The sequence below is a fragment of the Tardiphaga sp. P4_G1 genome (assembly GCF_056401215.1).
In genome coordinates, this window is sequence record NZ_JBFUJU010000006.1 from 138,794 (window position 1) to 163,365 (window position 24,572).

Annotated in this window: 15 protein-coding genes and 1 pseudogene; 7 read left to right on the plus strand and 9 right to left on the minus strand. The window is 59.0% G+C overall.

Features of this window, described 5'->3' with window-relative positions; genetic code table 11:
• Positions 1-112 precede the first annotated feature (112 nt).
• From uvrA to AC1DUY_RS16020, 5 genes and pseudogenes are all read right to left on the minus strand, one after another.
• On the minus strand, positions 113-2,656 hold the full coding sequence (uvrA, locus tag AC1DUY_RS16000; protein WP_478115510.1) for an excinuclease ABC subunit UvrA: 2,544 nt from the start codon (positions 2,654-2,656) through the stop codon (positions 113-115).
• 155 nt (positions 2,657-2,811) lie between these two features.
• Positions 2,812-2,991: pseudogene (locus tag AC1DUY_RS16005) on the minus strand (PilZ domain-containing protein); the annotation flags it as partial.
• A gap of 369 nt (positions 2,992-3,360) precedes the next feature.
• Positions 3,361-4,128, minus strand: coding sequence for a hypothetical protein (locus AC1DUY_RS16010; protein WP_120286831.1), 768 nt, complete (start codon positions 4,126-4,128; stop codon positions 3,361-3,363).
• Positions 4,129-4,341: 213 nt separating this feature from the next.
• Positions 4,342-4,686: a hypothetical protein gene (locus AC1DUY_RS16015; protein ID WP_315843502.1), complete on the minus strand. Its 345-nt coding sequence runs from the start codon at positions 4,684-4,686 to the stop codon at positions 4,342-4,344.
• A 134-nt stretch (positions 4,687-4,820) separates the two neighbouring features.
• On the minus strand, positions 4,821-7,985 hold the full coding sequence (locus tag AC1DUY_RS16020; RefSeq protein WP_441280696.1) for a CHAT domain-containing protein: 3,165 nt from the start codon (positions 7,983-7,985) through the stop codon (positions 4,821-4,823).
• Between the two features lie 67 nt (positions 7,986-8,052).
• Between AC1DUY_RS16020 and AC1DUY_RS16025 the strand changes: the two genes are divergently transcribed.
• The 3 genes from AC1DUY_RS16025 to AC1DUY_RS16035 all read left to right on the plus strand — a co-directional run bounded on the left by AC1DUY_RS16025 (position 8,053) and on the right by AC1DUY_RS16035 (position 11,597).
• Entirely contained in the window at positions 8,053-8,250 is a 198-nt protein-coding gene (locus AC1DUY_RS16025) for a hypothetical protein (protein WP_478115513.1), read from the plus strand.
• 108 nt (positions 8,251-8,358) lie between these two features.
• Entirely contained in the window at positions 8,359-9,282 is a 924-nt protein-coding gene (locus tag AC1DUY_RS16030; protein ID WP_478115515.1) for a dienelactone hydrolase family protein, read from the plus strand.
• 383 nt (positions 9,283-9,665) lie between these two features.
• A complete protein-coding gene (locus tag AC1DUY_RS16035) occupies positions 9,666-11,597 on the plus strand; it encodes a caspase family protein (protein ID WP_315844221.1) in 1,932 nt (643 codons plus the stop codon).
• Between the two features lie 153 nt (positions 11,598-11,750).
• On the opposite strand, the gene AC1DUY_RS16040 is transcribed toward AC1DUY_RS16035, so the two are convergent.
• A complete protein-coding gene (locus AC1DUY_RS16040; protein ID WP_478115517.1) occupies positions 11,751-12,692 on the minus strand; it encodes a LysR family transcriptional regulator in 942 nt (313 codons plus the stop codon).
• 120 nt (positions 12,693-12,812) lie between these two features.
• Between AC1DUY_RS16040 and AC1DUY_RS16045 the strand changes: the two genes are divergently transcribed.
• From AC1DUY_RS16045 to AC1DUY_RS16055, 3 genes are all read left to right on the plus strand, one after another.
• The gene (locus AC1DUY_RS16045; protein WP_478115519.1) at positions 12,813-13,214 is read left to right on the plus strand and encodes a YybH family protein; all 402 of its coding nucleotides are present in this window, start codon (positions 12,813-12,815) and stop codon (positions 13,212-13,214) included.
• 306 nt (positions 13,215-13,520) lie between these two features.
• Positions 13,521-14,489 (plus strand): alpha/beta fold hydrolase, encoded by a 969-nt coding sequence (locus AC1DUY_RS16050; protein ID WP_478115520.1) that lies wholly within the window; start codon positions 13,521-13,523, stop codon positions 14,487-14,489.
• Positions 14,490-14,629: 140 nt separating this feature from the next.
• A complete protein-coding gene (locus tag AC1DUY_RS16055) occupies positions 14,630-15,223 on the plus strand; it encodes a malonic semialdehyde reductase (RefSeq protein WP_478115522.1) in 594 nt (197 codons plus the stop codon).
• Between the two features lie 167 nt (positions 15,224-15,390).
• Here the strand turns inward: AC1DUY_RS16055 and AC1DUY_RS16060 are convergent, their stop codons facing one another.
• Positions 15,391-16,182: an SDR family NAD(P)-dependent oxidoreductase gene (locus AC1DUY_RS16060; RefSeq protein WP_478115525.1), complete on the minus strand. Its 792-nt coding sequence runs from the start codon at positions 16,180-16,182 to the stop codon at positions 15,391-15,393.
• 77 nt (positions 16,183-16,259) lie between these two features.
• Between AC1DUY_RS16060 and AC1DUY_RS16065 the strand changes: the two genes are divergently transcribed.
• On the plus strand, positions 16,260-16,796 hold the full coding sequence (locus AC1DUY_RS16065) for a MarR family winged helix-turn-helix transcriptional regulator (RefSeq protein WP_478115527.1): 537 nt from the start codon (positions 16,260-16,262) through the stop codon (positions 16,794-16,796).
• A gap of 108 nt (positions 16,797-16,904) precedes the next feature.
• Here AC1DUY_RS16065 and AC1DUY_RS16070 read toward each other — a convergent pair whose 3' ends face one another.
• Together AC1DUY_RS16070 and AC1DUY_RS16075 are read right to left on the minus strand one after the other, a co-directional pair.
• Positions 16,905-18,107: a response regulator gene (locus AC1DUY_RS16070; protein ID WP_478115529.1), complete on the minus strand. Its 1,203-nt coding sequence runs from the start codon at positions 18,105-18,107 to the stop codon at positions 16,905-16,907.
• 61 nt (positions 18,108-18,168) lie between these two features.
• A complete protein-coding gene (locus AC1DUY_RS16075) occupies positions 18,169-24,180 on the minus strand; it encodes a HAMP domain-containing protein (protein WP_478115880.1) in 6,012 nt (2,003 codons plus the stop codon).
• Positions 24,181-24,572 lie beyond the last annotated feature (392 nt).

Sequence of the window (24,572 nt, forward strand, 5' to 3'; positions counted from 1 at the left end):
CGGCTTCAATGCCGCTCATCACCCCATTTTACGGTACGATCCCGGTGACGTTGCGATAAGCCATGTCTGGCGCCGGCTTCTTCAGAAAGACGGGAGTAAGTTGATCGGGTCTCTAACCGATTGAGGCTTCCAGAAATCTGGCCGTGCGGCTTTCGGCGTTGCGCGCAACATGTTGCGGTTCGCCAGCGGTCACGACGGATCCGCCCTCATTGCCTGCGCCGGGGCCCATATCGATTACCCAATCACTTTCGGCGACCACTGCCATATCGTGTTCGACGACGACCACCGTGTTACCGGCATCCACCAGGCCTTGAAGCTGCAGCATTAGCTTTTCGATGTCTGAGGGATGCAATCCAGTCGTCGGCTCATCCAGTACATATAGTGCCGCCCCCCGCTGAGCTCGTTGCAATTCGGTAGCGAGCTTGATCCGTTGGGCTTCGCCGCCACTGAGTTCCGTTGCGGACTGACCGAGTTTGATATAACCGAGGCCGACCTCTCGAATGACACCGAGCGAACGTGCGAGTAGCGCATCTTTCTCGAAAAACGCGAGCGCATCGTCCACCGTCATGCCCAACACGTCGGCAATGGATTTGTCCCGGATCTTGATTTCCAACGTCTTCGCGTTGTAGCGCGACCCATGACAGGTCGGACATGGCGCGTAGACTGACGGGAGGAAAAGCAATTCGACGGTGACGAAGCCTTCCCCCTGACAGGTTTCGCAACGTCCTTTGGCGACATTGAAAGAAAAGCGGCCGGCATCATAGTGCCGTGTCTTGGCCTGCTTCGTGGCCGCGAACAGCTTTCTGACGTGATCGAAAAGCCCTGTATAGGTGGCGAGATTCGACCGCGGGGTGCGCCCGATCGGCTTTTGATCGACGACAACGAGACGTTTTACGTGCTCCATGCCCCCGACGATGTTGCCGCCAAGCGTTTGAATGGCGGTTTCCAGAAGGTCTCCTTCGTCCGGAGCGCCCCGGTCCTCTTCGCCGCTCTTGTGCCCCAATATTTCCCCAACCTTCTCGACCAGAAATTGAGTGATCAAGCTGGACTTGCCCGACCCCGAGATGCCGGTCACCGCGGTAAACACACCGACAGGAATGTCGACGTCGAGGTCGTTGAGATTGTTGCGGGTGACACCGCGAAGTTGTAGCTGACCTCGCGGGAGACGGCGCGTGCGGTCGATGGCCGTCGCGTTTCCGAACAGATGGCGCCTTGTTTGAGACGCCTCGACGCCGGCAAGTCCTTTAGGGATACCGCTGTAAAGCACCTCGCCCCCGTGAACGCCCGCGGCGGGGCCGACATCGACTATCCAGTCCGCGTGGCGGACGACATCCAATTCATGTTCGACGACGAAAAGCGAATTGCCTGCTGCCTTGAGCCGGTCCAGCGCTCGCAGGAGAGCTTCGGTGTCGGCTGGATGAAGCCCAGCGGAGGGCTCATCCAGAACATACACCACGCCAAACAGGTTCGACCTGACTTGGGTCGCCAGCCGGAGCCGCTGCAATTCGCCGGGGGACAGTGTCGGCGTGCTGCGCTCGAGGGCGAGATATCCCAGGCCGAGATCGAGCAGAACCGCCAATCTCCCGTTCAGATCTTCCAGGATGCGCTGGACCACGAGAGCTTTTTCCGGATGGTCTTTGGGCGTATGAGCTTTGCCTTCGAGATACGGCACGATCAACTCGCGAACGCCCCTTAAAGGAAGCTCAGACAGTTCCGCAATATCCAAGCCTGCGAATTTGACCGAGAGGGCTTCGGGCTTAAGCCGTTTTCCCCGACATACCGGGCAACGGCCGCTCAGCATGAATTGCGAAACCCGCCTCTTCATCATCGCGCTCTGCGTTGTTGCGAACGTCTGCAAGACGTATTTGCGCGCGCCGGTGAAGGTGCCGTGATAACTCGGCTCTTCCTTGCGTTTGAGGGCTCGCCTCACCTCAGCTGGCGTGTAGCCAGCATATACCGGGACGGTGGGCTGTTCCTCGGTAAAGAGTATCCAGTCGCGGGTCTTCTTCGGCAGTTTGCGCCAGGGCGTGTCTACGTCATGACCGAGAGTTACCAGGATGTCCCTCAGATTTTGTCCCTGCCAGGCGCTCGGCCAAGCCGCCACGGCTCGCTCCCGTATGGTGAGCTTGTCATCGGGGACCATCGAGGCCTCGGTAATATCGTGGATCCGACCGATTCCGTGACAATGAGGACAAGCTCCTTCGGGAGTGTTGGGCGAAAATGACTCGGCATAGAGCAGTGGTTGTCCACGCGGGTAGTCGCCGGCGCGCGAATACAGCATGCGCAGCAGGTTCGACAACGTCGTCACGCTGCCGACCGACGAGCGTGTCGTCGGAGATCCGCGTTGCTGCTGTAAAGCCACGGCTGGTGGCAGACCTTCGATTTCGTCCACCTCAGGAATGGACATCTGATTGAACAATCTTCTCGCGTAAGGGGACACCGACTCAAGATAACGCCGCTGCGCCTCGGCATAGAGCGTGCCGAAGGCCAGCGAGGACTTGCCCGATCCCGACACCCCTGTAAAAACGACAAGTGCATTGCGGGGAATGTCGACGTCGATATTCTTCAGATTGTGCTCGCGAGCTCCGCGAACCCGCACGAAGCCCTCATCGACGGCCGAGTCGGCACCGTACGAACCACCTCTTCCTGCGTGCATCTTGCCCTTCCGCGCAAATTGGCGTGTGATATCAACCGCAGATGAAACTTTGGCGGACCAGTTCCGTTCCCCACACGGAGCTTCCGGCCGGTAGCATTGTTTGGCGCCATTCCGCTTTAACCGACTGAGGCTTCTTCTTCGCCCCTTTCGAAAACATCGCCTTTGACGCCAGCTAATTCGCACCTGCGAAAAGCGAGGCCGGTAGTGGATAATAGGAGGAAGAATTCGCAGAGGTTAAGGCCTTCGATCGACGCCTTAGTCGTCAGCGTGGCTCCGTATGTCGATACATCCCTCATGACGCATGAGCGGCGCCACGAACCATCGATCGCCGTCATTTGGACGTAGACACCGCGCTCGAAACGAACGCTGCCGAAACTGGTAGCGGTCTTAGGAGCACTGGAGGCTCTATCTCCTCAGGATATTGAGCACCACTAACCCAAATACGGACGGGGAAAAAACATAAACGTCAGACCCGGCGGAGCTTCTCCATTTAAAAATTAGGCGACGCGAGCCACCAGACGGATTTGGCCGGAGCGGCCTATCGCGTGGTGAAATAGAAGTCCTCGCTCCCCGACAGCGAGCCCTATGAACGGCGGCTTTGCGCCAGAAGCGGACGGTTGCGGAGCGGCCAACAAACATTGTTCAGCTGACGGAGTTGGCGCGCGTTTGGCCAACGGCACGGAACACACGTTGGCTTGTGGAAGTTAGGATCCAATCACACCTTTGAGTCCGGTATAAAGAGACCCAGCCACGCCGGCACCTGCGCCGAGCAGTGGTCCCGCGGTCTGCGCAAACTCCTGAATCAATCTTGCACGACGTCTCATCTGCTCTCCGCCAACGTGCTCTCCGAGCAGGCGGGCAGCCTTAAAGGCAATGGCATTGGGTTTGCCACCCTGCGCCAATGTGTTCGGCAAAATTCGAAAAATAACCATCCCGAGGACATTGCCGGACAGGAATGCCAAACTGATGCTGGCTACATATTCTCCGACCTCACGCCACTCGACGACCGATGCCGGGACAATCGGCACGCTGTCGTTGATTCCGGTAACAACCAACATGCACCCTACACTCAGGATGGCCGTGATCAACCCCACCAGCCAAGCGCCGAGTGGCCCAAGCTTATTGAAGGGCATCGAAGCAATTCCGAACAACAACGGGATCACGATCGATGCAAGACGCAGATATAGCGGTGCAACATTGAGGACGATGGTGATTACAATGTGGGCGGCTACAAGTAACACGGCTGGCAGCAGTACATAGACCGCAAAGTGAATTACGTAGTAGCGGAGCGGACTGGTCAGCCGCGCCAGCGCAACCTCGGCCCGATCCAGCGCGTGCGTTAGATTGTCGATTTCACTGACAAGGTCCTGGACCTCGAGCAGGATCGGACGGACGAAACGCAGGTCACGCGAGCAGTTCTTGCACGCGATGGCTTCATCCCTGATTGTCTCTGTGCAGAACGGGCATTCCATAAGACGCCTCAGCCCTTCCGCTTCGCACGGATGGACGCGATCTCGGTTCTGATCCGGGAAAGTTTAGCCACTGCTGCATCACGCTTGGCAATCAGGTCCTTGCGTTCCCTCGCCAGTGCTTCGGGAACGGCGATGTCTCTGGAACACCAGCCACAGACCAGTACGAGATCGCTGTTCTCTCGAAGACAGTACGGACAAATGATTGCCATCGCGTCAGCGCGCGACCTTGAGGACGAAACTCGTGCTGCCGGGGCGCCCATCAGAATCCTTGAGATCCACGCGCAGCATGTGCTCGCCGGGAGGTAGAGACGCATCCGGCATATCGATGCCAGCCGGTTGAACGAACACCTTCAACCGTTCCGTCAAGTCCACATTCGGCGTACGAAGATAAATGACCTTTACGGAGGTAACATCGATCGTCGCTCCACCAAATGACAGGAACTTGAGCTGAAAGTGAGTCGGCGATTGGATGTTATCGCTGCCGGAAAGGAGCTCGATCTTCGGGCCACGCGTGACACCGCGCCGATCGACGACTACTGCACCTTTCGGCGGCGGCAAGGAGGCCTCCTCTTGTGTGATTAATACCCCCGCGGCCCGCGACGGCACGGATTGACACAGCACGATCAGGCAGGCGAACGTAAAGCAAATTCCTATACGACGTCGCATCATCCCCCCCAACGCGATCTATAAACTTATCTGGTGCCCCCATCCCCTATAATGGAGTAGGGCGCCCAGAATAACGGATGTGCGTAAGCGAACTCTGTCTTTCCATCGGCATTCAGATAGCCGGGTCCGTCAGCCAAAGCCATCATGGCCTGACGCTGAGCTTCGCCGCGTGCCAGCTTTGGATCGTCGGCCTGCCGCTTAAACAGATCTGTCATCAACTCTCGCGCGGACTGTGAATGCACCGACCAGTTGGTGACCAGAAGAGCGCGGGTGCCCGCGTAAAAGAACGCCCGGCCAAGGCCCGAGGCGGCTTCTGCGCCGGCGCCGGCGCCCGCACCGGTGTTGCAGGCCGAAAGAATGACCCAGTCCGCGTCGAGTTTGAGACCAAGTATCTCCTCCATCGTCAATAGGCCGTCGCCCTCTTCACCGGTCACAGTCGGCGAGGACAATGCAAGCGCCGGCTGGGTCAGCCCATTCAATTCGCCAGGCACGAGGCCATGCGTTGCAAACGCGATAATCTTGAAGCCGGACAGATTTATCGACTTAACGGCTTTCTCCGTCGCTCCCTTGCCTAGATTCAAGACTTTCGACGGGTCAGCCCGCAGCGCCAAGGCGATCGAGCGCAATTCGTCGGCCGTATCCGGAAGCCGCGGCAACAAGCCAAGCTCCGCGCTATCCACGCCGTCAAGCTTCGGACTGTTGCGCCGCTTCAGCGGCACACCGCGCATGGTATTGGCGTCGGCGGCATCGGCGATTCGTATTTTTGCATCGATCTGCTCGGCCTCGGCCTGCTGCTCGGTGTTGAAATACGGATCTCCGAACGCGATTATCTCGCTACGGTCGGACTTGCCGGGCGGTAGCTGCCGCAAAGTGCGCAATGCGGCTGCGGACGGAACCATGGCGACCGCATGGGTGCGCGCCAGCCAGGGCACATCCCTGTAGCTCGCAAACAGAACCTCCTCATTCTTCTTGATCACCGACGGCTGCGTCGGCAGTAGTGAGAGTGGCAGCAGACCCAGCGCGCCGTTGGTGACGACGATCAGTTTCCTGGCCGGCTTCCAGCCGGCTTCTACGGGCTTAAGGAGCGACGAATACAGGTCATATCCCAATGCCACATCGAAAGCGGGAATATCGGAAATCATAGCCGCCTGCGGCTCGAGCGCTTCGCGCAACTGAGCTACCTTGGTCTGGACATCCGCTGCATTGGACCCGATTGAAGCAAAGGCAACCGCACCGGTCTTCGGAACCGCCCAGACGAAACTCGCGTCCTGACCAAAGTAAAATGATAGCATCGCCTCGTCGGGCGCCAGCGTATCGCGAATCTCGTCCACGGATGGCGCTCTTGGCGCGACCAGATCTGCATAAGCCGGAAAAAGCCGATTGATCTCTTGTCGCGCCTTGGTCCGCGCGCTGCGCAGATTGGCGATCGACACATTCAGCGTCTGCACGCCCTTCTCATCTCGCTCAGCCGATGACAAGGACAACACATTGTTCAGCGTACCGATTTGCGCATTGATCTGTTTCGACAGATCCTGCTCCTTGCGCACCAGCTCGGCCAGCGCGGGATCCTTGACTGAACTACGCGCGCTCGAAGCCGCCAAGGCCTGCTGCACCGAGCTGCCACGGACGGCGTCCGCCAAGCTGAATGTTTCGACACCGATATCTGCGGACCGGCTCTTCTGCCTGGCCAACATTCTGAAATAGGCTTCTATGATCGCCTGGAAGCGTTGATTCTTGGCCGCAACGACGGTTGTGTCGTCACCGTCTGCATTCTCTCGCGACGATGCGACTAGGATTGGTATTGCGGTCTTGAATTCGCGGATAGCTTCCTCATCGCGTCCTGCTCGCATCAAGCCGATAGCAAGGGTTCCGCGCGCCGACGCCGTATCAAAATGGCTCTCGCCTACGCGTGCGATCTGCTTCTTGACCAACTGGTCAGCCGCGGAAATGCCCGCCTCGATCTGGCCCGAAGCATAGAGCGATGCGATACGCGAGCCGTTCAGTTCGAATACCTGACGCCGCATCGGCTCCCAATTGGCGATTGCCCTGTCGATCTGGGCATAAACCGCGACGGCGTCACGGCTCTTGCGCTGCAAGTTAAGGACGCCGCCAAGCTGTGAAAGCATCTGTACGGTTTGTGGCGCTTCATCCGGAACGCCCGTCGTCTTGCCGATATCGAGTGCAACGCGCAGCAGCTTTTCGGCGTCGGAATGGCGCCCCTGTTCGACCAGGATGCCCGCAAGACCTGCAATGAAACGCGGCGTCGCGTAATGATATTTGCCTTGGTCCTTCAACCGGGACAACAGCGCGCGACGTGCATCGGATTCGGCCTCCGCAAGACGGCCCTGCCGGGCCTTCGTCCGTGCAAGACTGAGCGTGATAAAATCGATGGATTGAAGCAATGCCGACTCCGTCGGCGGATTCTCGCCACTCAGAAGGCCCTTCATGCCTGCGCGCTTGCGGGCTTCCGCAATGCGAAGCGAAGCCTCAGCCTCCTTAAACTGTCCACGTGCCTCGAAAATGGCAGCATTCCCGAGCTCGATCTCCGCCTCCCAATTCTGGCCGTAACGCGCATACGCTGCGCGCATGGAAGGATGGCCACTCGTTCGCGCCTCCTCGATCGCCGGGCGGCTGCGGCGCATGTAGCCTTCTGCCTGAACGATATCGCCCATCTGGATCAGCGAATTGGCAATCGAGCGATTGGCTGTATGTACGAACCCCTTCGCACCCGGCGTGTTCGCGGTGTCGCGCAGTAGCCGCTGATATGTTTCGAGCGCCTTCTTCGGATCGCCCGCACTGCCGTACTGGACAGCCACTAGTTGAACCAGGCGCGCCATCAGTCCCGGCGGAGCAGCACCGCGGCCCGCCTCAATCCCTTTTTCAAGATCGGAGATGGAATCCGTTAGCCGACCGAGCTGGCTTCTTGCGCCCGCACGGTCGAGATAGAACTGCGCAAGCGAGACGCGCGAAGCTCCGCCGGGAGGCTTCACGTCTGCGTCGGCCCTTAGTTGCTCGATCTTTTTCTCGTCCGGCTTCTCGGTATCGAGGATCGCCGTGATATCGGAGATCGAGCGCGGCGGTGCGACAAAGCCGACCGGCAATGCCGTTTCCGGTGCGATCTTCGGCGTGACATCGGCGGGGACGGCGACGGCGACATTGGCACGCCCGTTTGCCGCGTTCAGTCTCGACATCACACAAGAGCGTACTGCGGGAGTGGCCTTCGTCCGGCATGCTTCCAGGCTGCCGCCGCCACCGCGCATGCAGGACATCACAATTGGCTTTCCAACCGACATCCGGCACTGCTCGATCGCAGCATCCTGCGTGAGCGCAAATGCCGCCTGCGACAACACCGCGAGCGCTGCGCTGATGAAGAGCGTCGCCGATGCGCATAAAGCCACATGCCAAAATATCAATCGCTTGGAAATGACCGCTTGCATGATCACGGCTCCAAAATAACTTATCAAAATATGACGTGATCCTAGCCGCAAACCAATTTGATCGACAAGCGCGTTGAGACAGGTTCCGCATGGAACCAGGTTCATTGTAGTAAAGCTCGGAGACGAGATGGCGACCATTTGCCGAGTGTCTTACGTTGCACTAGTGTTGATCGCAGGTACCGCCGGGCTGTTGACGAGCTCTTTGGCGGAAGATTTTGTCACGCCGTTACGTATGCTTCCTTCTGACATCGCCAGCCGCGCCACGTCATTCGCGAAGGATCTCACCTATCCGCAGCCGGTCAAGGCGGGAGATGAACTGACTTCGTCCCAAGCTGCGTTTCTGAAGCCTGACGGCGATGGCCCGTTTCCTGCGCTGGTGATGGTCCATCAGTGCGCAGGCGTGAACCAAGCGATCGTCCTCTGGGCGCGCGAAGCTGTCAGCCTTGGCTATGTCGTTCTCCTGATCGACAGTCTGACGCCTCGGCAGGTTAGCACGTTGTGCTTCGGGCCGCGAAACGGCGTCAATCTATTCCGCGGAGCAAAGGACGCATTTCAAGCGGCGGACCATCTCCGTCAATATCCGTTCGTGGACCCGACTCGGCTATCATTCGTCGGGTTCTCTTGGGGAGCGATGGTTGGCCTTATCGTCTCCAGCGCAAGGTACGCGGAAGCGATGGGCGGTCGCCCGTTCGCATCCGTTGCAAGTTTCTATCCCGGGTGCTTCCGCGTTTCGCGGCCAAATACGCCGAGCTTTGACATCGTCAGCGATGACATGAAGCAGCCGACACTAGTTCTCATGGGCGCCACCGACAATGAAACCCCCGCCAGCGAATGCGTTGAAAAACTACATGAAGCCAAGTCGGCTGGCTCAGCCGTAGAATGGCATGTCTACCCTGACACTGGCCACTGCTGGGACTGCCGGCAACTCGACGGTCGTAGCAAGACGGATTTACGCGGGAACCTAGTTTCTTATAAGTTTAGACAGGACGTCACGACAGACTCATCCAAGCGGTTATTTCAATTCCTAGCCGCTCCGCACCGGGGCAAATGACTGTGGTGACAGACTCTCTCCACAGGAATAGACCCCCGCTCCTCCGACACTGAAGGACTTGCATCTGCGAGGCGCCCTGACTGCAACCGTTCAGGATTGGCGAGAGGCGGTAGTTCGAACGATTTCCTTTCAATACAATCGGATCTTAAGGACCCTACCCGCTCTGGCGGGGCAGTTCCGGTACGGTAAATTACAGCGGTATCTGGTTAACCCCATTAGCGGCGATCGCCACGGAGGTTGATGGTGAACGCAGTAACGACCGTCGCCATCTTTTTTGTTGCCTGCCAGGTAGTCCAAGCTAACCAGACGAATTTTACGCTACCCAACAGGGGGCTTCTGTAGCAATCTAAGTTATACTTTTTGGAATTTTGATAGTGACCGTCATACGCCTTTTGATCGCGGCTGGGCTCTACTGCACGTTGGTTACAGCGGCGGCGGCAGAAAAACGAGTCGCGTTGATCGTGGGAAACTCCGCCTACAGTCATGTCGGAAGACTTGCGAATCCGGCGAATGACGCGGCCGCCATCGAAACAGTGTTGAGAAAAGCCGGTTTCGATACGGTCGATTCGCGTCGTGATCTTTCCATAAGTGACACGAGAAAAGTACTGCGGGACTTCACGGCAAAGACGCGTGATGCAGACGTAGCCGTTATCTATTACGCGGGACACGGTATTGAAGTCGACGGCATCAATTACATTATTCCGATCGACGCGACTCTTGAGCAGGACACGGATATCTACGATGAAGCGGTCTCGCTCGACCGTATCCTTGTCGCTGTTGAGCCCGCCAAAAAGCTGCGGCTGGTAATCCTTGATGCTTGTCGCGACAACCCGTTCGCCAAGACCATGAAGCGTACGTTGGGTTCTCGCGCGATTGGCCGAGGCTTGGCAAAGGTTGAGCCTACCACGCCCAATACCATGATTGCGTTCGCCGCCAAAGCAGGTTCGACCGCTTCAGACGGCACGAGCCGCAATAGCCCGTTCGCCACCGCACTCGTGGATCACCTGCCTAAACCCGGACTGGACCTGCGTAAGGCTTTCGGCTTCATTCGCGACGATGTGATGAAAGCTACCGACAACAAGCAAGAGCCCTATGTTTACGGGTCCCTCGGCGGCAACGACGTGTCGCTAGTGCCGTCGGGTGCGGTTCTATCACCGACTGTAGTTGCCCCCCCATCTTCATTGCCAGGCTCCACCAATGCCGATGCCCGGCGTGACTACGACGCCGCAGTGACGATCGGTACCCAAGCGGTTTGGGAGGCGTTTATTGTCGATTATCCGAGAGGCCTATACACGGAGCTCGCCAAGGCGCAGCGCGCAAAGTTATTGGCCGAGGAAGCTCGCAGCGCCGCGGCCGAGCGATCACGTATCGCCGACGAAGAGAAAGCCCGGCTCGCTGCCGACGGTGCGCGTGCTGCGGAACAAGCGAAAGCAGCGAAAGCAGCGAAGGCAGCCGACGAGGTTCGGATCGCTGCAGAAAAGAAAAAAGCAGCGGAAGACGCCAAGCTAGCCGAAGCAGAGCGTGCCAAGACCGCCGCCGTAGCGAAGGCTGCAGAAGAGGCGCGCGTTGCAGCGGAAAAGAAAAAAGCGGCGGAAGACGCCAAGCTGGCCGAAGCAGAGCGCGCCAAGATCGCCGCGGTAGCGAAGGCTGCGGGAGAAGCACGCGTTGCGGCGGAGAAGAAAAACGCTACCGATGGCCCAAATCTACCGGAGAGGAAGCGCGAGGCTGACGGACGCCAGGCGATCTCGCCGAATTTGGATACGGACAGACCTACTGGGCCGGTGGCCAGCGTTGCATCCGATTCGAAGTTCGAAACTTCATCACGATCTGCCGAAAATGCAATTGATATACCTCGTCAAGTACAAGCAGAGCTGCGTAGAGTTGGTTGCAACACCGGAGCCGTTACCAGCGAGTGGAACGGCGCCGCCCAGCGCGCACTCGGTCTCTTTAACAAGCACGCCGGCACCACCCTAGATGTGAAACTTGCAAGTCTTGATGCGCTCGATCTAGTCAAAAGTAAAACCGGCCGCATCTGTCCGTTGGTCTGCGAAAGCGGCTACAAGGCCGATGGCGATCGCTGCACGAAAGTAACATGCCGCGCCGGCTATGAGGTTGGAGACAACAACGCTTGCGAAAAAATCGAAGTCAAGAAGCCGCCGACTAAGCGCGCCCCTTCAACGACCCAGGTAGCGGCGCCCGCAGCGCCGTCCGCGCAAATCATTTGTGGTAATGGTGGCTGCCGCCCAATCGGCAAGGGATGCAAACTAGTGCAGACGCGCAATGGATACGCCGGAAACTTCGAAGTCTGTAACTGAGCACAAATCCGAAATTCCTGTACGCGCCGCGCCGGCGCTGGAGATGTGTCAATCGCTTCGCCGCAGGAGGTGTTCACAATTCACACACGAACGCGAGCATGAACGTCTGTTTTGCGCCATTAGCGATCATTCGGCTTAGATATGCCAAACCGATTAGCGCGGTTTGCGCGTCGGCTTGGCGGCCCTCATAGGCGCTCCAAGGCTGTCGCGAAGATGGGGCTCAAGAAGCGGGAGCATCGCCTTGACCTTGCTGGATGAATTTTTTCGATCTGCGTGCGCAAGGTAGACGGGCTGCGGGGCCGTCGACCACTCCGGGAGTACATGGACCAATCGGCCTGCTGAAACATCATCGCACACGACGGTTGCGGGAATAAGGGCAACGCCTTCGGCGACCGAAGCGAGATGTTTGATTGCGCTGAGAGAGTTGGAGGAGATGCGGGCCTGAATTTCTATCTTGGCCTTTTGGCCGCCCGCGGAGATCAAGTCCCAAATGGCAGTGCTGGTCGCGTCCTTTTCGGTTGAAACCGACAAGCAGTTGTGATCGGTCAAATCCCGCGGACGGCTGATCTTTGGCGATCTGCTTATGTAGTCTGGGCTCGCAACCAAGATGAAGCCGGTGGTCCCGAGGCCTACAGTCGACAGGCTTGATGGCTTTGCCTGTCCCACTCGGATCGCGATATCAAAACCCTCGCCTATTAGGTCGACCACTCTCTCGGTTAGCAGGAATTGCATTCTGACCTGCGGGAATTTTCGACGATATTCCGTCACAGCAGCGGAGATGGACGACAGATCAAATTCGACCGGAGCTGTTATTCTCAGAATGCCGGTTGGCTGGTTTTGAGATGACGATGCTTCTTCCCCCGCCTCCGTCAGTGCGGTCACGGCGAGTTTGGCTTTCTGCAGAAATTTTGAGCCCGCATCCGTTAGGTGAAGTTTCCTGGTCGTGCGCACAAGCAGGCGCACGCCGAGAGACTTCTCGAGATCCGAAATCCTGTCGCTGACAGACGAGTTAGGCAGGCGCAACGCCCGGGCTGCTTTTGTGAAGCTCCCCAGCTGTGCGACTCGAACAAAAATGAATGCACCGTTTAAGTCCATTAATTATCCGCCTGTGCGAAAAGTCTAATCGAAATATCCGCCCTAATCAAACAGTTCGATGCGGCCCATCTGTTGTCGGCAAGCAGTGAACAACTCATGGCTTCAATGGAGTTAGAAACAATGCAAAACGAACAAAGCCGGACGGACCAGGACCGCATCAAGCATGTCATTGAAAACTATATTGAGGCGATGGGTCGCTCACAGGCCGATGTGTTGGCGTCTCTATTCACGGACGACGGGATTCTGATGGCCGTCGACGCGCCGACGATCCAGGGCGCAGAACAGATCAACGCCTTCTTCGTTCATGGCTTCGGAGCGCTAAAGATCGCCGCGAAAATAAACTTCGACGAAATAACCGTGAGCGGCGAATATGCATTTGCTTTGACGCACTCAGAAGTACAGATCACAGTGAAGCAAGCAAACGCTGTCAGCAACGAGAAGAATCGCGAGCTGTTTGTCCTTAAGAATGGCAATGGCGCGTGGAAAATTGCGCGGTACATGTTCAACAAGTTACCTGCGTAAAATAAGCCGCGTCCGGCCGGCGGCGGACGTCATCACCGCTCAACTCGTCAAGGGCATCCTTGATACCAAGGACGGCGCGGACGGGATGGCGATCGCGATAGCTGCAGTGCAGGAGCACCAGCCAATCCTCTAGATCGAATTTTCCGGCCGGTAGTGCATCACGCGCAGTTCATCGCCGCCAAGGTCGGGCAGCTTCGGATCCGATCCCTCACAACGGCTCCAGTCTAGGAGGCGACCCGCCCAATCTCACAACCGCGCCGGACCGAACCGATGCGCGGGCCAGATTTACCAGACAAAGGACAACTCATGTCGTTCAAAGATCGGGACAGCTCAATAAAGCAGACGTTCGTCGAGACCAACGGCGTCACGCTCAACGTGGCCGAGCAAGGCGAAGGCCCGGCCGTGCTGTTCGTACACGGTTTCCCAGGCGGCTGGCGCGATTGGCGCCGGCAGATGGCGGCGGTTGCGGCTGCCGGCTACCGCGCGATCGCGCTCGACACGCGCGGCTATGGCGACACTTCCAAGCCCGAAGATCCCGCGCTCTACACGATCCTCTACCATGTCGGGGATCTGGTCGGCATCCTCGCCAATCTCAAAATCGAGCGCGCTACACTGGTCGGTCATGATTTCGGCGCGAGCGTCGCCTGGAACGCGGCGATGATGCGGCCGGATCTCTTCGACGCGGTCTTCGGTGTCGCCGTGCCGCCAGCCCTGCCAAGCGCCGGGCCGTTCTTGCTCGATATGCTAAAGGCGGCCGGCAAGGAGGACGTGTTCTACATGTTCCAGCACATCAAGCCCGAGGCTGACGAGCGATGGGCCGACGCCGCCTCGACCTATCCGGGCGCGCTCTACTGGATGTCAGGCCTGCCCGAGGCATCCGAAGGCTGGACGCCGATGGATCCGAGCAAAAACATGCAGCGGCCGTCTCCGATCGGCATTCCGCCTTTCGCCGACAAGGACGACGCGGAAATCACGCTCGCCGGCTTCCAGCGCGACGGCTTTCACGGTCCGCTCAACATCTACCGCGGCATGCAGCCCTATTTCGACCAGGCGAAGGCGTTTGTGGGCAAGAAGATCGAGCAGCCAGCGTTCTTCGCGTTCGGCACGTCGGACGGCATGATCAAGATGCGGGCGCTGAAGAAGGAAGACGTGACCGCGCTTGCGCCGAACCTCAAGGGCTTCTTGCCCCTCGAGGGCGTTGGCCATTGGCCGCAACTCGAGGCCTCCGAGATCGTGAACGAGGCGCTGGTCGGCTTTTTGAACGATATCCACTGATTGCCAGCAAGAGGACTTCCCGGGTTTGGCGCATCAGCCCGCCAAATTCGGAATCCATTCCGCCCCACCCGACCGACCCTTCCAAGCAGAGCAACCATACCAATATCGGTCCAGACCGCTTGCAACCAGAGGGAGAACACGTGAAACGCAAATTGACATCCCATGCGCTTGACCAATTGTTCCGGTCGGCGCGCACCTACCGCAGTTGGACCAGCGATGCTCTCAGCGAGGACAAGACGCGCGAGGTCTACGACCTCATGAAATGGGGTCCGACTTCGGCGAATTCCTGCCCGGCTCGGTTTGTCTGGGTTCGCAGCCCACAAAGTAAGGCCAAGCTCGCCGAACTCGCGTGGGATGGAAATCGGGAGAAGATCCTAGCGGCACCACTAACCGCCATCATCGGTCACGATTTGGACTTTGCGAAGCAACTATCCAAACTCCTGCCGCACGCCCCAGAGCGCATACATGAGCATTTCGCCTCCGCGGCTGTGGCCGAGGAAAATGCGGCGCGCAACGGGGCGTTGCAGGGAGCGTATCTGATGATGGCTGCTCGCGCGTTGGGCCTCGACTGCGGGCCAATGTCGGGGTTCGACAACGTAGCCGTCGACGAAGCCTTCTTTCACGGCACACGCGTCAAATCGAATTTCATCTGCAGCATAGGTGTCGGCGATCCCGCGTCGCTGCATCCGCGCGATCCGCGTCTTTCCTTCGAGGATGCCGGACGATTCGCTTAGGCTTCTAGCTAGATAGATACTCGGGTTCTTTTTCCACGGTCGCTTCGAAAACGCACGTTGTCCGCTTTGCGCCATAAGCGGTCATGGAAATCTTGCATTCGTTCCGTGCGAGACGCGCGCCGCCGACGCTCTGGCCAACAGATTGCGCGTCTCTCTACTATCTCTTATCAGGCAATATTATAGCGCGGAGCTGGCTTGCCGGTTTGAGTCGCGGCGAAAAGTGCCGAGCGTGCCTCGTCGTACCTATCCCAGAGAGTCGCGTCGGCGACCGACGGCCAAGTAACCTTCTCGCCGTTGTCTAGGCCCGACAATGCCGCATCAACCATGTTCTCAGTCGTCATCACCGCTTCCTGGTTGAGTGCCGAGAGAGGAATTCCGGAGTTGTCCCATATCTCAGTTGCGGTTGTAGCCGGGTTGACCAACTGAACCCTGACACCGGTGTTGGCGAGCTCTTCTTGAAGGCCGCGCGTAAAATTTATAACAAAGCCCTTCGTGCCGCTGTAAACAGCGCTGACCGGCAGCGCGTGAATCCCGAGCACCGAAGCAATGTTGATGATCAAGCCGTCATTCGCCTTCACGAAGGCCGGCAGAACGGCATGGGTGAGGCGCGTCAAAGACGTCATGTTGAGCGCAATCTGCGCGAGCGAGTCTTGAAGGAGAGACTGTGCAAGCGGTTTCAGCCGAGCCAAACCAGCATTGTTTACCAGGACTCGGACTGTCGGATTGGTTGATAGAACGCGCTCAACCTTGGCGATGTCATTATCCTTTTCGAGGTCAGCCTGAAGCGCTTCGACGTTTACGCCGTGAGCTTTCCGGATCTGGTCGGCTACATCCTCAAGGCGATCAACGCGCCGCGCGACAAGCACAAGGTCGTAGCCGCGCTTGGCAAAACGATCGGCGTAGACGGCGCCGATACCCGAGGACGCTCCTGTGATAACAGCGGTTTTTCGCGCAGACATGGCTTTTCTCCATAAACTTTGGCACCCAATTGTTGGGCACTCAAGTATTTAGGTGATGGCTAGGCCTTTTCAATGCTATGGGGCCCAACTATCTTAAGGGCGTGAAAAACCAGAAAAATCCTGAGATTCCGTCGGCTTATGAGTTGGACGAGCTTCCCTGCACGCATACAGCGCTTCGTCAGGCTGCCCGGCGGCTCGGTCATCTCTATGACGAGGCTGTGGCGCCAACCGGCCTGAAGGCTACGCAAGTTGGCCTACTTTTCCAGGCGGATCGTCTCGGTGGGGTGGATGGCCCTACTCTGAATACGCTTGCCGAACGTCTCGCACTCAGCATCTCATCATTGACCTATGCGCTGCGTCCGTTAGTGCGCGACGGCTTGATGAAGCTTGAGCAGGACGCGCACGACAAACGAACGAAACACGCATCGCTAACAGCGCTGGGCAGAAAGCGTTTGGCCGAAGGGATCAAGTTGTGGAACACTGCAAATCGTCGCACTGAGTTGGTACTCGGACACGATTCGGCCACTCAACTTCGGGCGCTTGCAGACGGCGTCTCATCCAGAAAATTTCTTGACGCCTATAGGGCCGGTCGGCCCGCCGGTTCGAAGCAATGAAAGCGTGACGCTTAGCTTCGGCAAGAATCGGTCAGCGCAAAAAAGCTTTATGTCCGCTTTGCGCCAGAAGCGGTCATTCGGGGATCTGCAATAGCAATTAGCCTTAGATCATCGCTCCTCTTCCAACACCCTCCTGAGCGGACTTACATAGCTCCAGATCAGTCCGCTGGCGGCATAGACGAGGGTTGTCCGGCCGCCGAGCCCCATCTCAATCATTCTCGTCACGACGGTCGTGCCGAAGCCGCGATGCGCGGGCGCCTTCACCTCAGGGCCGCCGCGCTCCTCCCACCGGATATGAAAGCCTTGATCCGTCTTTTCATAGTCGGCTGCCCATGTGATCTCGATCGCGCCATGATCCGTCGAAAGCGCGCCATATTTGACCGCGTTGGTCGACAGTTCATGGACGGCCATCCCGATCGACTGTGCAGCGGAAGGCGAAAGTTGCAATGACGGTCCTTCGACGGCGATCCGGCTTTGAACGAGGTCGCCAAAATGCGCAAGCTGACCGCGAACGAGCTCCAGCACTCCGATGCTCCGCCATTGATTCTCGACGAGCAGATCCTGATTGACGGCCAGCGCCTGCACTCTGTTCGAAAAATTTCGAACGAAATCCGGGCCACTCGAATAGGCCGTCTGCTGCGCAACGGCCAATACGACGCTCAGAAGATTCTTCGAGCGATGATTGACTTCGTTCATCAGAAGGCGATTCAGACGTTCCGCCTGCATAATCGCTTCCGTCCGCTCGGCGACGCGTTGTTCCAGCGTGTCGTTCAATTCGCTCAATTGCGCCTGGATGAGACGCCGTTCAGCGACTTCGGCAGACAACGCACGGTTCGCGCTCTCCAGCTGGCGCTGTTTGAGATGCAATTCAACAAGGACGCTCACTTTTGAACGCAAGATCGAGGGATTGATGGGCTTGAGCAGGTAGTCGACGGCGCCGTTGTCATAGCCTTCAATGACGTGCTCGTCTTCATTGTAGAACGCGGTGAGGAAGATGATGGGGATCTCGGCGGTCTTCTTGCGCTCCTTGATCATCTGGGCGAGTTCAAAACCGGTGACGCCAGGCATCTGCACATCAAGGATCAGCACCGCAAACTCTTCCCGCAGCAACGCCAGAAGCGCATCCTGGGCGGATCCTCCCTTGACCAGACGATATCTCGGATCGGTTAGGACGGTTTCGAGGACGGTCAGATTTTTGGGCTCGTCATCGACGATCAGGATATTGACGACGTCGAGGGCGGCAGCCACCGGCCGTGGCGCACCCACTTGGCTCACGGATTGACGATCGCCAGAAAGCTCCGGAACGCTCATCCTTTTGCTCCGACAGAGGTTCCGCAGATCAAGACTCGTTCACCTGCAAGGCCGACCGCACTCATCGGTAAAGCCACACGCGCATGAGGGACAGAAGCTGGTCGGTGTTGACAGGTTTGGAGATGTAATCGCTCGCACCGGCCTCGAGACATTTCTCCCGGTCGCCCTTCATCGCCTTGGCGGTGAGCGCCAAAATAGGCAGGGTTCGAAACTCTGGAAGGCTCCGTATATGCCGGATCGTCTCGTATCCGTCCATCTCCGGCATCATGATGTCCATCAGAACCAGGCTAATATCCGGCGTGGTGCGAATGAGCTCGATGGCGTCCCGGCCTTTGGTGGTGCTGAGCACGTCGACGTCATGATTTTCCAGCAGCGACGTGAGCGCGAAAATGTTGCGCGCATCGTCGTCGACAACCAACACCTTGCGGCCACGGAGAATCTCCATCGAACCGTGCAGCCGTTCGAGCATGGCCTGCTTCTCTTTGGGCAGATCGGTGATCACGCGATGGAGAAACAGCGCCGTTTCATCCAGTAGCCGCTCGGGCGACTGCACGTCCTTCAGCACGATGCTCTTGGCCATAGCCCGTAGCTGCGCCTGTTCCTTCGCGCTCAGATCCTTGCCGGTGAAAACCACCACGGGCACCTTCGACAGAGCCGCATCTGCGTGCAGCTTCTCCAGGAGTTCGAAACCCGTCATGTCCGGCAGCCGCAGATCGAGCACCACGCAGTCAAACGGATGATCCTGCATCGCGCGCAGTGCATCCACACCGGTCGCGGCCGTCACCAGTTCGATGTCCTTGTCGTTCAGAAGCTCCACGATCGACTTCCGCTCGATGTCGTCATCCTCGACGACCAGTAACCGCTTGGTGCGCGGCGCTGTGAATTTCTTCAGCCGGTCGAAGGCCATTTCAAGGCCGTCTGTGGTCGGCTCCTTGACCAGATAGGCGAAGGCGCCATGTGACAGCCCGTGCTGGCGCTCCTCATCGAGCGTGATGATCTGCACCGGAATATGGCGCGTGACCGGATCGAGTTTCAGCTGATTGAGCACCGTCCAGCCCAGCATATCCGGCAGGAAGATATCGAGCGAGATCGCCATCGGCCTGTAGCGACGGGCAAGCGCCAGCGCGACGCTGCCCCGGTTGCCGATGACGCCCTTGAAACCCTTGTCGCGCGCAAGGCCCAGCAGGATGCGCGCGTAGTGAACGTCGTCCTCGACAATCAGGAGAACGGGATCTCCCTCCTGCACGATGTCGCGATCATCCTCGACATATTCTTCCCGCGCGATCGGCAGTATCTTGAGTTCGCGCGTCAAGGACTGGGCAGACACAGTCGTCTCAGTCAGTTCGGTCTGCGGAATATCGCGCTTGATGAATTTGACAGGTAGATAGAGCGTAAAAGTGCTGCCCTGATCGAACACGCTTGCGAGCTTGATTTCGCCGCCGAGCAGCGCCGCCAATTCGCGGCTGATGGCGAGTCCCAGACCCGTGCCACCATAGCGACGCGACGTCCCCGCATCCGCCTGCTGGAACGCCTCGAAGATCAGCCGCTGCTTGTCGGGCGAAATGCCGATGCCGGTGTCCTCGACCGCAAAAGCGACGACCTGATCCGCCTTGCTGAGAACCGGATGATCGGGAGTCCAGCCCTGCTCCGCAAGCAAAACGCTCATCTGGACGTGACCATGCGCGGTGAACTTGACGGCATTCGACAGCAGGTTCTTGAGGATCTGCTGCAGCCGCTTGTCGTCGCTCTCCATGAAGCGCGGCAAGTTGGACGCAAATTCCACGGCAAACGGCAGGCTCTTGGCCTCCGCGACGTGGCGGAAGTTGCGCTCGACATTTTCGCGCAGTCGGCCGAAAGGAATCTCCTCGACCTCCACCGTCACGGTGCCAGACTCGATCTTCGACAGATCGAGAATATCGTTGATGAGGTTGAGGAGATCGGAGCCGGACGAGTTGATGTTGCGGGAGAACTCGATCTGCCGATCGGACAGATTGCCCGGCACATTCTCGGCCAGTTGCTGACTGAGAATGAGGATCGAATTGAGCGGCGTCCGCAGCTCGTGGGACATATTAGCGAGGAATTCGGACTTGTATTTCGAGGTCAGCGCGAGTTCGATCGCCTTTTCCTCGAGCGCGTGGCGCGCCTGCTCGACTTCCGTATTCTTGCGCTCCACTTCGGCATTCTGATCGGCAAGCAGCTTCGCCTTGGTGCCGAGTTCTTCATTGGTCTGCTGCAGTTCCGCCTGCCGCGACTGCAGTTCGGCCGTGAGCTGTTGCGATTGCGTCAGCAGTCCTTCGGTGCGCATCGTGGCTTCGATGGTGTTGAAGACGGCGCCGAGATTGAGCGTCAGCTGTTCCAGGAAGGCGAGATTGACGGCGCTGAAAGGCTGCAGCTTCGCCAATTCGATCACGGCCCTCGTCTGCCCCTCAAAGAGAACGGGGAGAACCACAATGCTCACCCGCGTCGCCTTGCCCAGACTGGACGAGATCCCAATGAATTCGGGCGCCACATCGCTGAGCACGATGCTCTTCTTCTCGACGGCACATTGGCCTGCAAGACCCTCGCCCAAAGCGATGGTTTCCGGCAGCCCGTCGCCGCGATGCGCGTAGCTGGAAAGAAGCGTCAGCCTAGTGTCTTCATCGGCGCTGTCCAAATGGTAGATCGTACCCTGATAGGCCTGGATCAGCGGCCCCAATTCGCTCAGAAGAATCTTGCCCACCGTGCTCAGTTCGCGCTGGCCCTGTAGGATGTTCCCGAATTTCGCGAGATTGGTCTTGAGCCAGTCCTGCTCCCGGTTGCTCTCGGTGGTGTCGCGCAGGTTCGAGATCATCGTGTTGAGATTGTCTTTCAACTCCGAGACTTCGCCGCGCGCATCGACCTGAATCGTTCGCGTCAAATCGCCCTTGGTCACAGCCGTCGCGACCTCGGCGATCGCGCGCACTTGTGTCGTCAGATTCGCCGCCAGCAGATTCACGTTGCTGGTGAGGTCTTTCCATGTGCCGGCGGCGCCGGGGACGTTGGCTTGACCGCCGAGCCGCCCGTCGACGCCGACTTCGCGCGCCACGTTTGTCACCTGATCGGCGAAGGTCGCGAGCGTATCCGTCATGTTATTGATAGTCTCGCCCAGCGCCGCCACTTCGCCCTTCGCCTGAACGTTCAGGCGCTGGGTGAGATTGCCGTTCGCCACGGCGGTCACGACCTTCACAATGCCACGGACCTGATCTGTCAGGTTCGACGCCATGAAGTTGACGTTGTCGGTGAGATCCTTCCACGTGCCGGCGACACCGGGCACCGCCGCCTGACCGCCCAGTCGACCCTCGGTCCCGACTTCGCGCGCCACGCGCGTTACTTCGCCGGCGAAGGAGTTGAGCTGATCGACCATGGTATTGATGGTGTTCTTCAGCTCCAGGATTTCGCCCTGCACGTCCACGGTGATCTTACGGTTCAGGTCGCCGCGGGCCACCGCCGTGGTCACTTCCGCGATGTTGCGCACCTGGGTGGTCAGGTTGTTCGCCAACCCGTTGACCGTATCCGTCAGGTCCTTCCAGGTGCCGGCGACGCCGGGCACCGCGGCCTGTCCGCCGAGCCGCCCCTCGGTCCCGACCTCGCGCGCCACGCGCGTCACTTCCGACGCAAAGGAACGTAGCTGCTCGACCATCGTGTTGATAGTCTCCTTGAGCTGAAGAATTTCGCCACGCACGTCGACGGTGATCTTTTTCGACAGGTCACCGCTGGCCACCGCGATGGTAACCTCGGCGATGTTGCGGACCTGGTCGGTCAAGTTCGAGGCCATGTAGTTGACGTTGTCGGTGAGATCCTTCCAGGTGCCGGCGACGCCCGGCACCGCCGCCTGACCGCCGAGCTTGCCTTCGGTGCCCACCTCGCGCGCGACGCGCGTCACTTCTGAGGCAAAGGCCGAGAGCTGATCGACCATGGTGTTCATGGTTTCCTTCAGCTCGAGGATTTCACCCTTCACGTCCACGGTGATCTTGCGGCTGAGATCGCCGCGCGCGATTGCCGTCGCGACGTCGGCGATGTTACGCACCTGACCGGTCAGGTTGTTGGCCATCGAGTTAACGTTGTCGGTGAGATCCTTCCAGGTGCCAGCGACGCCAGGCACATGGGCCTGGCCGCCGAGCTTGCCGTCGGTGCCGACCTCGCGCGCCACGCGGCTGACTTCCGCTGCGAAGGAGCGCAACTGATCGACCATGGTATTGATGGTCTGCTTCACCTCGAGGATCTCGCCGCGCACGTCGGCCGTGATCTTCTTGGACAGATCGCCATTGGCGACCGCGATGGTGACTTCCGCGATGTTACGCACCTGACCGGTCAGGTTATTGGCCATCGAGTTGACGTTGTCGGTAAGATCCTTCCAGGTTCCGGCGACGCCGGGCACCTGAGCCTGGCCGCCGAGCTTGCCTTCGGTGCCGACTTCGCGCGCCACGCGCGTCACTTCGGAGGCGAAACCGTTGAGCTGATCCACCATCGTGTTGATGGTGTCCTTCACCTCGAGGATCTCGCCACGCACATCGGCCGTAATCTTCTTGGACAGGTCGCCGCGCGCCACCGCGGTCGTGACCTCGGCGATGTTGCGGACCTGCCCCGTCAGGTTCGAGGCCATGAAGTTCACGTTGTCGGTGAGATCCTTCCACGTGCCGGCGACGCCGGGCACAGCGGCCTGACCACCGAGCTTACCTTCGGTGCCGACTTCGCGCGCCACGCGCGTCACTTCCGCCGCGAAGCCGTTGAGCTGATCCACCATGGTATTCATGGTGTTCTTTAACGCGAGGATTTCGCCCTTCACGTCGACCGTGATCTTGCGCGAGAGGTCGCCATTGGCCACCGCCGTGGCGACGTCTGCAATGTTGCGGACCTGACCGGTCAGGTTTGACGCCATCGAGTTGACGTTGTCGGTGAGATCCTTCCAGGTGCCGGCGACGCCGGGCACCGCGGCCTGACCGCCAAGCTTGCCTTCCGTGCCGACCTCGCGAGCCACGCGCGTCACCTCGGATGCGAAACCGTTGAGCTGGTCCACCATCGTGTTGATGGTATTCTTCACCTCGAGGATTTCGCCGCGGACGTCCGCGGTGATTTTCTTGGACAGATCGCCGCGCGCCACCGCTGTCGTCACCTCGGCGATGTTGCGGACCTGCCCCGTGAGGTTCGACGCCATGAAGTTCACGTTATCGGTGAGATCCTTCCAGGTGCCGGCGACGCCGGGCACCGCGGCCTGACCACCGAGCTTGCCTTCGGTGCCAACTTCGCGCGCCACGCGGGTCACCTCGGCCGCAAAGCCGTTGAGCTGGTCGACCATCGTATTGATGGTGTTCTTCAGTTCCAGGATTTCCCCCTTGGCATCGACGGTAATCTTGCGCGAGAGGTCGCCGCGCGCCACCGCCGTCGTCACGGTCGCGATGTTGCGCACCTGCTCCGTGAGGTTGGTCGCCATCGCGTTGACGGAGTCGGTCAGGTCCTTCCACGTGCCGGCCACGCCGGGAACGACAGCCTGACCGCCCAGGCTTCCGTCGGTACCGACGTCGCGCGCCATGCGCGTCACTTCGGAGGCGAAGGAGCGGAGCTGGTCAACCATCGTGTTGATGGCCTCCTTGAGCTGCAGGATCTCGCCGCGGACGTCGACCGTGATCTTCTTCGACAGATCGCCATTGGCGACGGCGATGGTCACGTCGGCGATGTTGCGGACCTGCGCCGTCAGATTGCCGGCCATCTGGTTTACCGACTCGGTCAGTTCCCGCCAGACACCGGAGACGCCCCTCACCTGGGCTTGGCCGCCAAGCTTGCCTTCGGTGCCGACTTCACGCGCGACGCGGGTGACTTCGGACGTAAAGACCGAGAGCTGCTCGATCATCGTATTGACCAGTTTGGCCGACCTCAGAAATTCACCTTTGAGAGGCCTGCCGTCGACTTCCAGTTCCATGGATTGTCCGAGGTCGCCCTTGGCCACCGCGCCAATCGTGCGCGCCACCTCGGTCGTCGGGCGCACCAGATCGTCGAGCAGCGTGTTGATCGAGTCGACCTTTTCGGCCCAGCCTCCCGTAGCGCCAGGCAGTGTCATGCGTTGCTTGAGCCTGCCCTCCTTGCCTACCGTGTCGCTCAGACGCGCAACTTCCCGGGAAATCCGCGCTTCATATGCGACACTATGATTAAAAGCCTCGGCGATCCGACCATCCATGCCGGGCCAGTTCGAGGGCAGGCGAACCGAAAAGTCGCCGTCTCGAAAGGCCAGAATGGCATTGAGAAGCTGTCCCGACCGGAGCGCCACGGCGTCCTCGACAGACACCGTCGCTTTCCCGTTTTTCTTAACGTTTGCGGACTTCTTGCGATCGCGGAAAGTCGTCGTTTCGCTCATCGGTCTCGGCTCGCCTGATTAAGGGCCACACGATTTTCTGGTGCCCTGATATGTGGTGATAGCAGGCTTCCATTTTTGCCGCGAGCCGCATCCCAACA